We start from the raw sequence: 13390 nt of genomic DNA, 5'->3' as shown, positions 1-13390 counted from the left end.
GGAGGCAGGCCCCGGCCGTCAGACGCTTCGGACGCTGATGCGGGTTTCGATCTGGCGCGCGGTGCGCTTCACCGCGGCGGCGGCGCTGTCGGTGTCGAGGCCGTCGATTGCGACGACGCCGACGCTGCGTTCGAGGCCGGTGCTCGACCCGAGGCCCGCGGGCAGTGCGATGCCCGACGCGATGCCCACCGCGCCGTGTTCGAGTTGGCCGCGGGTGAGGCTGTAGCCGTCGGCCCGGGCCTGACGGACCGCGTCGGGATCGTTCGACTGCTCGGGGCGCAACGCGAGGATTGCGATACCTGCGGCGCCCTGGTCGAGGGGGTGGCTGCTGCCGACGCGGTACCCGACACGCAGCAGCGTGCCCTCCGGTTCGGCCACCATGATCACGACACAGTTCTGGCCCTGAGCTGCGGAGACGAAAGCGGTGGCCCGGGTCTCGTTCGCGAGGGAGAACAGCAGCGGTTGCACGTCGCCGGAGAACTGCGGCTCGAAGCGGGACGCCAGAACTGCGGCGCCGACACCGAGGCGGATGCGTCCGTCGTCGGTGCGTGTGACCAGTGAGTGCGCCTCGAGTGTCGCGATGATGCGATAGCAGATAGCCCGGTGGACATCGAGTTCCTTGGCCAGATCGGCCACCGAGATCCCGGCTCGCGACTGGGCGACGACATCGAGCGCCCGCAGCCCGCGGTCGAGGGTCTGCAGCGTGCTCATGTCCGTCCAGTCCGGGTGTCGTCGGGGCCCGTCGGGCGGGCTCGACCCCGTGGTCCGGGGTCTGTGCGCCGACTTTACGTGTCGGGTGGCAGGCCGTGGACGACCTGATCCGCAGGGCGGGCATTCGCTCGGGAAAGCCCGGATTAAACAGTTAACAGATATACTAGTTCGGTGACGATTCCGCGACGGTCGCAGCAGACGGCGGCGACCGTCTGCCGCGATAGGGTGACCGCATGAGCGGGGACGACGGGCGAAATGGGCGGGCTGCGGCGGATGCTGCGGCGCCGGAGGCCGGCGATCTCGACTTCTGGTCCTTCATCGACCTCGCGAACCGGCGCCTGAGCACCGAGTTCGGCTCAACTCATCAGCTCGCCACCCAGGTGTTGCTCACCCTCAACCGGGCCGCGAACGTGGTGACCTATGACCTCGAATCGTCGGTGCACCGTCCGCGGGGGTTGTCGTGGTCGACGTTCCGCTTGCTGTTCGTGACGTGGCTGGCCGGCCCGATCGAGCCCAAGAGTGCCGCCAAGCTCACCGGCATGAGCCGCGCCGCCGTGTCGAATTTGACGAAAACCCTGGTGGCAAGCGGTCTGCTCGATCGGTCGCCGGACGAACGCGACGGCCGGTCGGTCCAACTGTCGCTCACCGAGAAGGGGCGCGCCGAGATGGCCGCGACGTACCGCGAGCACAACGAGCGCGAGTACGCGTGGGCGAGCGTCCTCACCGAGGCCGAGCAGCGCATTCTCGTCATGCTGCTCGACAAGCTGATCACCAATCGCAGCCAGTTCGACGTCCGCGGACGCAACTGACCCAGCCGTCCTCCACGCGTCTCTCGCGCGATAAGTGCGCAAATCGCGGGTTTGCCCGACGCGGATGCGCGATAAGTGCGCAAATCGCGGGTTTGCCCGACGTGGATGCGCGATAAGTGCGCAAAACGCGGCGGCGGGGGCGGGCCGGAGTGGGTTCCGGTGGGGCGGGGAGGGGGAGACCGCTTGTGTGGTTGCGCTCACGCCCCGAAACTAGTTAATCTATTTACTAACCTCGGAGCGGGACCGGCGGCCGTGACGACCACAGCCGCGCTGCTGTTTCGCCGACGGTGACAAACACAGCCCGAGTTCGGGCGCGAGCACTCAGGAGGCCGGTCATGGCGTTCTACCGACAGCTCGGCAACATTCCGCCGAAGCGTCACACCCAGCACCGGGACGAGAACGGTCAACTCTACTTCGAGGAGCTGATGGGTGAGGAGGGCTTTTCCTCTGATTCGTCGCTGCTGTACCACCGTCACATCCCGTCGGCCATCGTCGACGCGACCGTGTGGGAACTGCGCGACCAGACCACCACCCCGAACCACCCGCTCAAGCCGCGGCATCTCAAGCTGCACGACCTCTTCCCCGAGGAGATCTGGGCCGAGACCGACGTGGTCACCGGACGCCGGCTGATCCTCGGCAACGCCGACGTGCGCCTGTCGTACGTGGTCTCCGCCAAGGAGTCTCCGCTGTACCGCAACTCGCTCGGCGACGAGATGGTGTACGTCGAGTCCGGTGAGGCGATCGTCGAGACCGTGTTCGGCGCACTGCATGCACGACAGGGTGATTACGTCCTGATCCCGATGTCGACCACCCACCGCTGGGTGCCGCAGGGCTCGGAGCCGTTGCGCGCGTACGCAATCGAGGCGAACAGCCACATCGTTCCGCCCAAGCGCTACCTGTCGAAGTTCGGCCAGTTCCTCGAGCACGCGCCGTTCTGCGAGCGCGACCTGCACGGCCCGTCCGAGCCGCTGATCTCCGAGGGCACCGACGTCGAGGTACTGGTCAAGCACCGCGCCGGTGGCGAGATCGTCGGCACCCGCATGGTGTACCCGAACCACCCGTTCGACGTCGTCGGCTGGGACGGCTGCCTCTACCCGTACACATTCAACATCTCCGACTACGAGCCCATCACGGGTCGCGTGCACCAGCCGCCGCCGGCACACCAGGCGTTCGAGGGCAACAACTTCGTCATCTGCAACTTCGTGCCGCGCAAGGTCGACTACCACCCGCTGTCGATTCCGGTGCCGTACTACCACTCGAACGTGGACTCCGACGAGATCATGTTCTACTGCGGTGGCGACTACGAGGCCCGCAAGGGTTCGGGCATCGGCCAGGGCTCGATCTCGATCCACCCCGGTGGGCACGCCCACGGCCCGCAGCCGGGCGCGTACGAGCGCAGTATCGGCGCCGAGTTCTTCGATGAGCTCGCGGTCATGGTCGACACCTTCCGTCCGCTCGAACTCGGCGAGGGCGCCCTCGCGTGCGAGGACGAGGCCTACGCGTGGTCCTGGTCCGGGCGTGGCCCGGCGTCGGGGCAGTCCGGACGGGGGCCGAACAAGTGACCATTTCTCCGTTGCTGGCCGGCCTGTGCGACGACGCGGCGCTGTTTCCCCCGGGGAACGCGCCGATGGACGCCGCGGTGCCCGCGCACTTCGAGCACGAGCGCAGTGATCACGCTCCACTGGTGGGGCCGTTCGTGTTCCCGGCGCCGCGCCTCGGTGAGCTGCCCGAGATCGTTGCGAAGCAGGACGGCGAGCTCGAGCTGAGCCTCACCGTGCCCGCCGGCACCGACGCCGTTCCTGCCGCGCTCGAACAGTTGCGCACCATCGACGGCGTGAAGCTGGTAGCGGTGGAGATCGGTGTTTCCGAGGGACAGGCGCCGGACGGGCTGTTCGCCGCCCTCGACGAGATCGCCGCCACCGCGCCGGGTGTGGAGATCTTCGTCGAGGTCCCGCGCGACGACCGCCGCCCCGCGATCCTCGCCGGTCTGGTCGGCACGCCATACGCTGCGAAGTTCCGCACCGGCGGCATCGTCGCGAACGCTTACCCGGACGAGGCCGAACTCGCTACTGCAATTCACGCCGTCGCGACGTCGGGCGTGCGATTCAAAGCGACCGCCGGTCTGCACCACGCGATCCGGAACACGGACCCCGACACGGGATTCGAGCAGCACGGCTTCCTCAATGTCATGCTCGCGACGCACCGGGCGATCGGTGGAGCGAGCGTCGGGGAGATCGCCGCGACGCTCGCCGACCGTGACGGAACGAGCCTCGCCGGAGCACTGGCGGGACTGTCGGCCGAGGCGGTGGACGCGCTCCGTGCGCGCTTCCGGTCCTTCGGCACCTGCAGCATCAGCGACCCGCTGACCGAACTGGTCGGACTCGGCCTGGTGCCCCAAGCATCCACCGAGCCCTCCGCGCCTACGGGCTCGGTGGATTCCACCTCGATTGACGAAGGACCCCTCGCATGACCGTCATCTCGATTCCCGCCGACTCCCTGTTCGGTCTCGACAACCTGCCCTACGGCGTGTTCTCGACCGCCGCCGCGGGCCCGCGGGTGGGTGTGCGCGCCGGCGACAGCGTCGTCGACCTCGCCAAGGCTCTGGGCGATGACGTCTTCGCTCAGCCGACGCTCAACGCGTTCATGGCCCAGGGCCGCGACCGTTGGGTCGAGGTCCGCGCGCAGATCACCGCGCTGGTCTCCGGCGAAATCGCCGACGACGCGGTGTTCTCCGCCGACGACGTCACGATGCACCTGCCGATCGCGGTCGCGGACTACGTCGACTTCTACGCGTCGGAGAACCACGCGACGAACCTCGGCAAGCTGTTCCGACCGGATTCCGCTGCGCTGATGCCGAACTGGAAGCATCTGCCGGTCGGCTACCACGGCCGGTCGAGCACCGTCGTGGTGTCGGGCACCGACATCGTCCGTCCGTGCGGTCAGCGCAAGGCTCCGGCCGACGCGGCCCCCACCTTCGGTCCGTCGACCCGTCTCGACATCGAGGCCGAGATGGGCTTCATCGTCGGTGTCGGCTCGCCGATGGGCTCCTCGATCACCCCGGACCAGTTCGCCGAGCACTGCTTCGGCGCCGTGATCCTCAACGACTGGTCCGCCCGCGACATCCAGGCGTGGGAGTACGTCCCGCTGGGCCCGAATCTCGGTAAGAGCTTCGCGACGTCCATCTCCCCGTGGGTCGTCCCGCTGCTCGCGCTCGAGGCGGCCCGCATCGACACTCCGGTGCAGGATCCGACCCCGCTGCCGTACCTGCAAGGTGACGAGAAGTGGGGCCTGGACATCGATCTCGAGGTCGAGTGGAACGGCGACGTCATCTCACGTCCTCCGTACGCCCAGATGTACTGGTCGCCCGCACAGATGCTGGCGCACACCACCGTCAACGGTGCGGCGGCGAGCACGGGTGACCTGTTCGGTTCCGGCACCATCTCGGGTCCCGACAAGGCTCAACGAGGCGCCTTCATTGAATTGACCTGGGGTGGAGCTGAACCCGTCGAGGTCGCCGGTGAGCAGCGAACCTTCATCCAGGACGGCGACGAGATCTCGATCTCGGCGACTGCACCAGGCGTGAACGGTGGCCGCATCGGCTTCGGTGAGGTCCGCGCCCGCATCCTGCCCGCTACCGGTGGTGCGCGATGAGCAAGGTCTACGCAACTGCGGCCGACGCTGTCGCCGACATCGCGGACGGGTCCTCGCTCGCGGTCGGTGGTTTCGGGTTGTGTGGTATCCCGACCGAGCTGATTGCCGCTCTCGCCGAGCGCGGTGTCACCGGGCTCGAAGTGTTCTCCAACAACTGCGGGGTCGACGACCACGGTCTGGGAATTCTGTTGTCGGCCGGTCAGATCCGACGGGTTACCGCGTCATATGTGGGTGAGAACAAGGAGTTCGCGCGGCAGTATCTGTCGGGCGAGTTGGAGGTGGAGTTGACGCCGCAGGGCACGCTCGCCGAGCGTCTGAGGGCCGGTGGTGCCGGGATTCCCGCGTTCTTCACTCCGGCCGGTGTCGGTACCCCGGTGTCCGAGGGTGGGCTGCCGTGGCGCTATCACGCCGACGGCTCGGTGGCGGTTGCGTCGCCGCCGAAGGAGACGCGGGAGTTCGGCGGCAAGACGTTCGTGCTCGAGGAGTCGATCGTCGCGGACTTCGCGCTTGTGCACGCCGAGATCGGCGACACCGAGGGAAATCTCGTGTTCAACAAGACCGCGATGAACTTCAATCCGTTGGCAGCGATGGCCGGGCGGGTCACGATCGCGCAGGTCGAGAAGCTGGTCTCCCCGGGCGAGCTCGATCCCGCGCAGGTCCATCTGCCGGGTGTGTTCGTTCAGCGGGTAGTGCATACGGGTTTGCAGGACAAGCGAATCGAGAAGCGGACGGTGTCGGCATGAGCTGGTCACGTGAGCAGATGGCCGCGCGCGCCGCGGCCGAGATGATCGACGGCGAGTACGTCAACCTGGGGATCGGGCTGCCGACCCTGATCCCGAACTACCTGCCCGAGGGCGTCAAGGTGGTTCTCCACTCCGAGAACGGCATCCTGGGCACCGGCCCCTACCCGACGGACGATGCGGTCGATCCCGACCTCATCAACGCGGGCAAGGAGACGGTGACGGTGAACCCGGGTGCGGCGTTCTTCGATTCGGCGTTGTCGTTCGGCATGATTCGCGGTGGACACATCGACACCGCGGTCCTCGGTGGCATGCAGGTCTCCCGGAACGGAGACCTGGCCAACTGGATGGTGCCGGGCAAGATGGTCAAGGGCATGGGCGGGGCCATGGATCTGGTGCACGGTGCCCGGCGCGTCATCGTGGTCATGGAACACACCGACCGCGATGGCGGCGCCAAGATCGTCGACGAGTGTTCGTTGCCGTTGACCGGTCGGGCCGTGGTGCAGCGCATCATCACCAATCTCGCGGTGATCGATGTCGAGGACGGGACGCTGGTCCTACGCGAGCTCGCGCCCGGCGTGACCGTGGAGCAGGTTCGGGAATCGACCGGCGCCCCGCTGGTCATCGACTCGGCGGCCTAGCCCGCAGTCGCCCGTCCGGCCCGGACTTTCCCTACCGGGTCGGACGGATCGCCGAGCTCAGCGCGCCGCGATCGCCTCGTTCACGAACTTTGCCGCGCGCTCGAACTCGAGCTCGAGGTCGTACTCCGGATCCTGCCGCCAGTAGCGGATCGACGTCACATACACGGCGGTGACCATCTGGCCGAGGAAGCGCATTGGGTAATCGGTCCGCACCTCGCCCTGGGTTCTGCCGAACTCGAGGACTCGGACGAATGCATCGATGAAGCGCTCGGTGCGTTCGGCGCTGAAAGCGGGTGTCGCCAGATCGCGGTCGAGTTCGCGGGTGATTGCCTTCAGATACTGCTCCATGTGCCCCGCCGCGTCGACGACGTCGCGAAACAGGCGTTGAATGCGTTCGGCGGTGGTGATGTCTTGGGCAAGCAGATCGTCGATGATGCCCGGCAGCTTCTGCATGTGGGTGTCGTGCAGGGTCCAGAGGACCGCGTCCTTACCCTCGAAGTAGTTGAAGAAGGTGCCGCGGGAGACGTCGGCGGCCACGACGATGTCATCAATCGTGGTCCGGTCGAACCCCCGCTCGGCGAACAGTGTGCGTCCGGCGTCCAGCAATCGCTCGCGCGTTCGCCGCTTTTTCTCCTCGCGGCGTGTCAGAATCTCCTGGTCGTCCATCTGCCTGCGCGTCCCCACCTCGACAGCCCGATTAGTTGGTCTTCCCGACATCAGCAATCTACCGGGTCGACTCTTCTGTCGGACATTCTTCGCGAATCCGGCGTTGTCTGCCGTGCAAGCGCACTGTGTCAGCGTGGCGCGAGGGATTCGGCCGCGTAGCGCGCCGCCTTCTCGAATCCGTCCGCGAGGTCGTAGTCGGGATCCTGCCGCCAGTACCGGACTGTCGATACGTAGATGGCCGCAACCATCCGGGCGAGGAACAGCGGCGGGTAGTCGGTTCGAATCTCGCCCCGCGCGATTCCGGATTCGAGGATTCGCAGGATCTCTTCGTTGAACCGCTCGGTGCGTTCGATGCTGATCTCCGGGGTCGTGAGATCTCGGTCCAGTTCGCCGGTGACGGCGCGCAGATAACCGGGTAGCTCGACGGCCGTCTGCACGAAATCCTCGAAGAGTCCGTGGATTCGGTGCTCGGTCGTCAGATCCGCCTCGAGAAGGCGGTCGATGACCTGCGAAACCAGGTCCATATGGCTGGTGTACAGGGCGTCGAGCAGTGCATCCTTGTTCTGGAAGTAGTTGAAGAATGTCGCGCGGGACACGTCGGCTTCGTTGGCGATGTCATCGACAGTGGTGCCGGTGACTCCGTAGTTCGCAAACAGGCTGCGCGCCGCGGTCAGCAGGCGTTCGTGCGTCGCACGCTTGTTGCGCTCGCGGCGTCCGAGCGTTATGTCCTCGTTCATCGGCTTCCGTGACTCCGCTGTGCTCCGTAACTCCGCCGTCAAGTCTGACTGCGTTTCGACCCTATCTGGCGGCAGGACGGACGCCCTGCGTGCGGGTACTCGGCGAGCCCGCGAGGAAGCGGATCCTCGAAACCCTTGCCCGAACATAGACCAGCGGGGGCAGGGAGCTTTCGTGGCAGGACAGCGCCGGACCGGCTGCGTGGCCGAAGCGTCCCGGTCAACTGAGTGGAGACGCTGTCGGCCCGTTCCGGGCAAGCGAGGAAAGGGCCTCTACTCCAACGGGTTCAGCTGGCAGCATGGGCACGATCGCGTACCGCCCTTGCTGCCGTGCGATCTCGCCGATCTCAACGAGTTCGGCGGCGGCACGTTCTTGGAGCAATGGTGATGTGAGCTGGGCGGCGGCGATGGAGTTGTTGACCACCCAGGCCCAGGGGCGAATTCCTGCGCGTTCGAGGTCGGCGTGGAGGCCTTCGGCTTCGAGTCGGGGCGTCGTTTCGGCGAGGGTGACGATGAGGATCTTGGTCTCGTCGGGGTTCTGCAGCCGCATGAGCGGGGTGGTGAAGTTCGTGTTCTCGCCCATCTGGCGGGCGATCTCGCGGTGATAGGAGCCGGTGGCGTCGAGCAGGAGCAGGGTGTGGCCGGTGGGGGCGGTGTCGACGACGACGAAGTGCCGGCGGGATTCGTGGATGACCCGGGAGAAAGCCTGGAAGACCGCGACTTCCTCGGTGCACGGGGACTTGAGGTCCTCGGCGAGGTTGGCGCGGCCCTGCTCGTCGAGGGCGGCGCCCTTGCTGGTCAGCACCCGGTCCCGGTACGCGGCGGTGGCCTCGGCCGGATCGATCCGCGAGACGTTCAGATTCTCGAGGCTGCCGCCGAGGGTGTCGGTGAGGTGCGCGGACGGGTCGGTGGTGGTCAGGAGGACCTGGTGACCGCGCTCGGCAAGCGCCACCGCAAGCGCTGCAGCAATGGTGGTTTTCCCGACCCCGCCCTTGCCCATGCACATGATCAGGCCGTGATCGTCGGCGGCGAGTTCGTCGACGAGCGCGGACAGCGACGCATCCGGCACGGTGGCAGCGGACACGGAATCCTGTTGGGCCGCAGCGGTGCTCGACTCGGCGATGAACAGGGTATCGAGGGCGTCGACGCCGACCATATTGGTGGCCTTGAGCTCAACCCGATCGATGGGCAGCTTCCGCAAGTCGGCCGGTAGAGCGGCGAGGGCGGCCTGTTCACGGTCGTAGATCGCGGCGGCCAACTCGTCGTCGCCGTCGGGGGCGGGGAGGACGCCGTTGATGACGACGTGCTGCTCGGTCAGTCCGATGTCGGCGAGTTCGGTGTGAGTGCGGGCGATCTCGGCCAGCGGGGACCGCTGCGGCCGGGCGACCAGGACCAGGCGGGTGCGCTGCGGGTCCGAGAGGGCGGCGACGGCGCCGGCGTAGATGGTGCGCTGCTTCTCGAGTCCGGACAGCGGGCCGAGGCAGGAGGCGTCGCCCTTGCCGTCGTCGAGGAAGTCGGTCCACGACCCGGGCAGCTGCAGCAGGCGGATGGTGTGGCCGGTGGGGGCGGTGTCGAACAGGACGTGGTCGAACCCGGCGATCGTGGTCTCGTCGGTGAGCAGCGCGGTGAACTCGTTGAACGAGGCGATCTCGGTGGTGCACGACCCGGAGAGCTGCTCGGTGATCGACGCGAGTTCCTTCTCGGGGAGCAGGCCGCGGACGGGGCCGATGATGCGTTCGCGGTACGCGTCGGCGGCCTGTTCGGGGTCGATCTCGAGCGCCGAAAGCCCCGGGACGGCAGGAACGTCGGTGATGGTGTTGCCGATGCTCAGTCCGAAGACCTGCCCCACGTTGGAGGCGGGGTCGGTGCTGACAAGCAGGACCTTCTTGCCCTCGCGGGTGAGGGCGACGGCGGAGGCGCAGGCGATCGAGGTCTTCCCGACCCCACCCTTGCCGGTGAAGAACAGGAATCGGGGTGCACCGTCGAGGAACTTCATGGGTCGACCTTTCAGCAGCAGCTGGTGTTGTCCGGGCCGTCGCCGCAGCAGGATCCGGCGCCGGTGGTGTCGGCGAGGCCGAGCATCTGGGTCCCGGCGGGCGCGGCCACCGGCTCGGCGGCTATACCGGCCCACTTGGCGAGCTGGGCGCGGTCGGGATAGCGGCCGGTGACGGCGGTGATGCCGTCGACCAGGACGAGCGGGAGTCCCTCGGAACCGGAGAGCTGAAGGAACGCCTTGACCGGTTCCCGCTCCGCGAAGGCGAGAGGCTCGTTAGCGAGGTTGAAGCGCGCGACGTCGCCGCCGCGGGAGTTGATCCAGTCCATGTCGGCGGTGAACGTGACCAGGGCCTGGTCGACGTCGTCGCCGCACACCCCGGTGTTGCAGCACAGTGCGGGCTCGAACACCTCGATACGGGTCATCAGTTGGTCCTCTCAGTTCTCAGGGGTGGGTAGGGGCGGTGAGCTGGCCGACGAGCCGGTCGACGCGGGCGGCGATGTCGTCACGGACCAGGCGCATGCGTTCGATGCCGTCGATGCCGCGCTCGGACGGCTCGTCGGTGTCCCAGTTCTCGAACCGGGTCCCCGGGACGGGATCGACGTGGGCCTCGCTGCCGAGGGTGACCACCAGGTCGACCTCACGCACCAGCTGCGGGTCGATCGCCTTCGGTGTCTCGGCGGTGATGTCCACGCCGACCTCGAGCAATGACTGCGCGGACAGGGCGTTGACGGCGGTACCGGGCTTGGTGCCGGCCGAGTGCACCTCGACCGCGTCGCCGGCGGCCTTACGCATCAGCCCGGCCGCCATCTGGGACTTGCCGCCGTTCTTCACACAGACGAACAGCACCGAAGGTTTGTTCACGCTCGGATCCTTCCCGGGTGGCCGTGTTCACCGGCCATTCGGTTGACGAGTTGAATCGATAAGAGTCAATATAGACGTATGTCGAATCAATCGTCGAGTGGAGTCGAAGCCTGCTGCTCGCCGCTCACGCGGGAGCCGTTGACCTCGGATTGGGCCTGCGACCTGGCCCGGATGTTCAAGGCGCTCGGGGATCCGGTCCGTCTGCGGATGCTGAGTCTGATCGCCAGCCACGAGAACGGCGAGAGCTGTGTGTGCGACATCTCCCCGGCGTTCGAGCTGTCGCAGCCGACGATCTCGCACCACCTCAAGGTGTTGCGCGAGGCCGGGCTGCTCGACTGCGAGCGCCGCGGCACCTGGGTGTACTACCGGGTGATCCCCGCTGCACTCGCGCAGCTGTCGGCGGTGCTGTCATCGGAGTCCGGTGTTGTCGAAGGCTCGGCATGCGTGCCGATGGTCGCTGCGATGGAGGTGGCCCTATGAGCGAGACCGTCGCCCACCCTGCTGTTGTCGGCAAGCTGTCGACCCTGGACCGGTTCCTGCCGGTGTGGATCGGCGTCGCCATGGTCGCCGGGCTGCTCCTGGGCCGGATGATCCCCGGCCTCGGCGATGCGCTGAGCGCTGTCGAACTCGACGGGATTTCGCTGCCGATCGCACTCGGCCTGCTGATCATGATGTACCCGGTGCTGGCGAAGGTGCGCTACGACCGACTCGACACGGTTACCGGCGACCGCAAGATGCTGCTCGGCTCGCTCGTCCTCAACTGGATCATCGGGCCGGCGCTGATGTTCGCGCTGGCCTGGCTGCTGCTGCCCGACCTGCCCGAGTATCGGACGGGCCTGATCATCGTCGGTCTGGCGCGCTGTATCGCGATGGTCATCATCTGGAACGACCTCGCCTGCGGGGACCGGGAAGCGGCCGCAGTGCTGGTCGCGATCAACTCCGTCTTCCAGGTGATCATGTTCGCCGTCCTCGGATGGTTCTACCTCTCGGTCCTGCCCGGCTGGTTGGGTCTCGAGCAGACCACCATCGACACCTCACCGTGGCAGATCGCCAAGTCCGTGCTGATCTTCCTCGGTATCCCGCTGCTCGCCGGGTTCCTGACCCGTCACTTCGGGGAGAAGGCCAAGGGACGCGAGTGGTACGAGTCGACGTTCCTGCCGAGGATCGGCCCGTGGGCCCTGTACGGGCTGCTGTTCACCATCGTGATTCTGTTCGCGCTGCAGGGCGACCAGATCACCTCCCGGCCAATCGATGTCGTGCGGATCACGCTGCCGTTGCTGGCATATTTCGCGATCATGTGGGGCGGCGGCTACGCCCTCGGCGCCGCGATGGGATTGGGCTACGAGCGGACCACGACGCTCGCGTTCACCGCCGCGGGCAACAACTTCGAACTCGCGATCGCCGTCGCGATTGCCACCTACGGCGTCACCTCCGGGCAGGCCCTCGCCGGGGTCGTCGGCCCGCTGATCGAGGTCCCAGTCCTCGTCGGCCTCGTCTACGTCTCCCTCGCCCTGCGTAAACGCTTCCCTCCTACATCGGTGCCCACGCATCCTCCGTCGTGATTCCCGACTGAATTCCACTACCTCCGAAAGGCTCGCGATGACCACCGCATCCCCGGACGGCAAGCCGTCGGTCCTGTTCGTCTGCGTGCACAATGCCGGCCGCTCCCAGATGGCCGCCGGATTCCTGACCGCGCTCGCCGGTAACCGGATCGAGGTCCGCTCAGCGGGCAGCGCCCCGGCCGACCAGGTGAACCCCGCCGCCGTGGCGGCGATGGCAGAACTCGGCATCGACATCTCGACTCAGTCCCCGAAGATTCTCACCGTCGACGCCGTGCAAGCCTCCGACGTGGTGATCACGATGGGTTGCGGGGACACCTGCCCGATCTTCCCCGGCAAGAGCTACCGCGATTGGGTTCTCGACGACCCGGCCGGTCAGGGCATCGACGCGGTGCGCCCGATTCGTGACGAGATCAAGGCGAAGGTCGAGGCGCTGATCGCCGAGCTGGCCGCCGCACCCGCTCGCTCCTGACCGGAACCCGGTCCGAGGCGACTGGTACGTGACCTCGCGGTTTTGCGCAAGAGTGGAACAAGTTCTAGCTACGATGCGGCATGCGAATTGCCAAGACAGCTCCGTCAGCACTCCTCACCGCGATCGCCGTCGCGATCATTGCACCGGCAGCCGTATCGGCGGCGCCGAATCCCGATGACAGCCCCAACCAGGCGATGGCCCGTGCGTACATCGACGCCCTCGTCAGTCACGACGCGAGCGCTGTGCGGTTCACGCCGGATGCAACGCGGGTCGAGGCCGGTCTGCAGACGGGTTTCTCCGGGCCGCAGTTGGCGAACGATCTGGGGCACGGTGTGCAGTACAGCGTCATCCAGGGCGTGCGGAACCTGACGATGGCCGAGACCGGTAATACCGTGCACACCACCTATCTGCTCGATGCCGGCATCGGCGGAATGCGCCTGATGACTGTGGAGATCGTCGAGAGCTTCGAGCTCGAGGCCGGCGCCATCGACCGGATCGTCGCCGACATCCGGCCGGTATCGCTGTCCTGACGCGTAGCGTCACCGCAGAC

16 protein-coding genes are annotated in these 13390 nt (G+C 67.0%); 10 read left to right on the top strand and 6 right to left on the bottom strand.

Annotated features, from left to right (window positions below):
- Positions 1 to 18: 18 nt before the first annotated feature.
- Entirely contained in the window at positions 19 to 711 is a 693-nt protein-coding gene (locus ERC79_RS09625; RefSeq protein ID WP_131577711.1) for a helix-turn-helix domain-containing protein, read from the bottom strand.
- Between the two features lie 233 nt (positions 712 to 944).
- Between ERC79_RS09625 and ERC79_RS09620 the strand changes: the two genes are divergently transcribed.
- From ERC79_RS09620 to ERC79_RS09595, 6 genes are all read left to right on the top strand, one after another.
- A complete protein-coding gene (locus ERC79_RS09620) occupies positions 945 to 1520 on the top strand; it encodes a MarR family transcriptional regulator (protein ID WP_131577709.1) in 576 nt (191 codons plus the stop codon).
- 335 nt (positions 1521 to 1855) lie between these two features.
- Positions 1856 to 3082, top strand: a complete 1227-nt coding sequence (locus ERC79_RS09615) for a homogentisate 1,2-dioxygenase domain-containing protein (protein WP_131577708.1) — start codon at positions 1856 to 1858, stop codon at positions 3080 to 3082.
- The gene (locus tag ERC79_RS09610) at positions 3079 to 3990 is read left to right on the top strand and encodes a hypothetical protein (RefSeq protein WP_131577706.1); all 912 of its coding nucleotides are present in this window, start codon (positions 3079 to 3081) and stop codon (positions 3988 to 3990) included. The genes ERC79_RS09615 and ERC79_RS09610 overlap by 4 nt, the downstream gene beginning before the upstream one ends.
- Positions 3987 to 5171: a fumarylacetoacetase gene (gene fahA / locus ERC79_RS09605; RefSeq protein ID WP_131577704.1), complete on the top strand. Its 1185-nt coding sequence runs from the start codon at positions 3987 to 3989 to the stop codon at positions 5169 to 5171. The genes ERC79_RS09610 and fahA overlap by 4 nt, the downstream gene beginning before the upstream one ends.
- The gene (locus tag ERC79_RS09600) at positions 5168 to 5914 is read left to right on the top strand and encodes a CoA transferase subunit A (protein WP_131577702.1); all 747 of its coding nucleotides are present in this window, start codon (positions 5168 to 5170) and stop codon (positions 5912 to 5914) included. Before fahA ends, ERC79_RS09600 begins: the two co-directional genes overlap by 4 nt.
- Positions 5911 to 6552 (top strand): CoA transferase subunit B, encoded by a 642-nt coding sequence (locus ERC79_RS09595; RefSeq protein ID WP_131577700.1) that lies wholly within the window; start codon positions 5911 to 5913, stop codon positions 6550 to 6552. The genes ERC79_RS09600 and ERC79_RS09595 overlap by 4 nt, the downstream gene beginning before the upstream one ends.
- A 57-nt stretch (positions 6553 to 6609) precedes the next feature.
- Here the strand turns inward: ERC79_RS09595 and ERC79_RS09590 are convergent, their stop codons facing one another.
- The 5 genes from ERC79_RS09590 to ERC79_RS09570 form a co-directional block, all read right to left on the bottom strand.
- Positions 6610 to 7218 (bottom strand): TetR/AcrR family transcriptional regulator, encoded by a 609-nt coding sequence (locus ERC79_RS09590; RefSeq protein ID WP_131577699.1) that lies wholly within the window; start codon positions 7216 to 7218, stop codon positions 6610 to 6612.
- Positions 7219 to 7346: 128 nt separating this feature from the next.
- Entirely contained in the window at positions 7347 to 7955 is a 609-nt protein-coding gene (locus ERC79_RS09585; protein ID WP_131577697.1) for a TetR/AcrR family transcriptional regulator, read from the bottom strand.
- A gap of 217 nt (positions 7956 to 8172) precedes the next feature.
- On the bottom strand, positions 8173 to 9948 hold the full coding sequence (arsA, locus tag ERC79_RS09580; protein WP_131577695.1) for an arsenical pump-driving ATPase: 1776 nt from the start codon (positions 9946 to 9948) through the stop codon (positions 8173 to 8175).
- Positions 9949 to 9959: 11 nt separating this feature from the next.
- The gene (gene arsD / locus ERC79_RS09575) at positions 9960 to 10370 is read right to left on the bottom strand and encodes an arsenite efflux transporter metallochaperone ArsD (RefSeq protein WP_131577693.1); all 411 of its coding nucleotides are present in this window, start codon (positions 10368 to 10370) and stop codon (positions 9960 to 9962) included.
- Positions 10371 to 10389: 19 nt separating this feature from the next.
- Entirely contained in the window at positions 10390 to 10809 is a 420-nt protein-coding gene (locus tag ERC79_RS09570) for a low molecular weight phosphatase family protein (RefSeq protein ID WP_131577691.1), read from the bottom strand.
- A gap of 78 nt (positions 10810 to 10887) precedes the next feature.
- Here ERC79_RS09570 and ERC79_RS09565 point away from each other — a divergent pair, with 78 nt between their 5' ends.
- The 4 genes from ERC79_RS09565 to ERC79_RS09550 all read left to right on the top strand — a co-directional run bounded on the left by ERC79_RS09565 (position 10888) and on the right by ERC79_RS09550 (position 13370).
- Complete coding sequence (locus ERC79_RS09565) at positions 10888 to 11289, top strand: metalloregulator ArsR/SmtB family transcription factor (protein ID WP_131577689.1); 402 nt, start codon at positions 10888 to 10890, stop codon at positions 11287 to 11289.
- The gene (gene arsB / locus ERC79_RS09560) at positions 11286 to 12371 is read left to right on the top strand and encodes an ACR3 family arsenite efflux transporter (protein WP_131577687.1); all 1086 of its coding nucleotides are present in this window, start codon (positions 11286 to 11288) and stop codon (positions 12369 to 12371) included. The genes ERC79_RS09565 and arsB overlap by 4 nt, the downstream gene beginning before the upstream one ends.
- Before the next feature lie 37 nt (positions 12372 to 12408).
- Positions 12409 to 12840: an arsenate reductase ArsC gene (locus tag ERC79_RS09555; RefSeq protein WP_131577685.1), complete on the top strand. Its 432-nt coding sequence runs from the start codon at positions 12409 to 12411 to the stop codon at positions 12838 to 12840.
- A gap of 80 nt (positions 12841 to 12920) precedes the next feature.
- Positions 12921 to 13370 carry a hypothetical protein gene (locus tag ERC79_RS09550; protein ID WP_131577683.1) on the top strand — a complete coding sequence of 150 codons (450 nt, stop codon included), beginning with the start codon at positions 12921 to 12923 and terminating at the stop codon, positions 13368 to 13370.
- Positions 13371 to 13390 lie beyond the last annotated feature (20 nt).

The sequence above is a fragment of the Rhodococcus sp. ABRD24 genome (assembly GCF_004328705.1).
GTDB lineage: Bacteria > Actinomycetota > Actinomycetes > Mycobacteriales > Mycobacteriaceae > Prescottella.
Note: the sequence above shows the minus strand (reverse complement) of the source record. Positions and strands in the feature narration are given on the sequence as shown.

Coding starts and splice junctions, on each gene's coding strand:
- ERC79_RS09615 (WP_131577708.1), top strand. CDS start 1,856: ATGGCGTTCTACCGACAGCTCGGCAACATTCCGCCGAAGCGTCACACC.
- ERC79_RS09625 (WP_131577711.1), bottom strand. CDS start 711: ATGAGCACGCTGCAGACCCTCGACCGCGGGCTGCGGGCGCTCGATGTC.
- ERC79_RS09600 (WP_131577702.1), top strand. CDS start 5,168: ATGAGCAAGGTCTACGCAACTGCGGCCGACGCTGTCGCCGACATCGCG.
- arsA (WP_131577695.1), bottom strand. CDS start 9,948: ATGAAGTTCCTCGACGGTGCACCCCGATTCCTGTTCTTCACCGGCAAG.
- ERC79_RS09620 (WP_131577709.1), top strand. CDS start 945: ATGAGCGGGGACGACGGGCGAAATGGGCGGGCTGCGGCGGATGCTGCG.
- ERC79_RS09555 (WP_131577685.1), top strand. CDS start 12,409: ATGACCACCGCATCCCCGGACGGCAAGCCGTCGGTCCTGTTCGTCTGC.
- arsB (WP_131577687.1), top strand. CDS start 11,286: ATGAGCGAGACCGTCGCCCACCCTGCTGTTGTCGGCAAGCTGTCGACC.
- ERC79_RS09565 (WP_131577689.1), top strand. CDS start 10,888: ATGTCGAATCAATCGTCGAGTGGAGTCGAAGCCTGCTGCTCGCCGCTC.
- ERC79_RS09595 (WP_131577700.1), top strand. CDS start 5,911: ATGAGCTGGTCACGTGAGCAGATGGCCGCGCGCGCCGCGGCCGAGATG.
- arsD (WP_131577693.1), bottom strand. CDS start 10,370: ATGACCCGTATCGAGGTGTTCGAGCCCGCACTGTGCTGCAACACCGGG.
- fahA (WP_131577704.1), top strand. CDS start 3,987: ATGACCGTCATCTCGATTCCCGCCGACTCCCTGTTCGGTCTCGACAAC.
- ERC79_RS09550 (WP_131577683.1), top strand. CDS start 12,921: ATGCGAATTGCCAAGACAGCTCCGTCAGCACTCCTCACCGCGATCGCC.
- ERC79_RS09585 (WP_131577697.1), bottom strand. CDS start 7,955: ATGAACGAGGACATAACGCTCGGACGCCGCGAGCGCAACAAGCGTGCG.
- ERC79_RS09590 (WP_131577699.1), bottom strand. CDS start 7,218: ATGGACGACCAGGAGATTCTGACACGCCGCGAGGAGAAAAAGCGGCGA.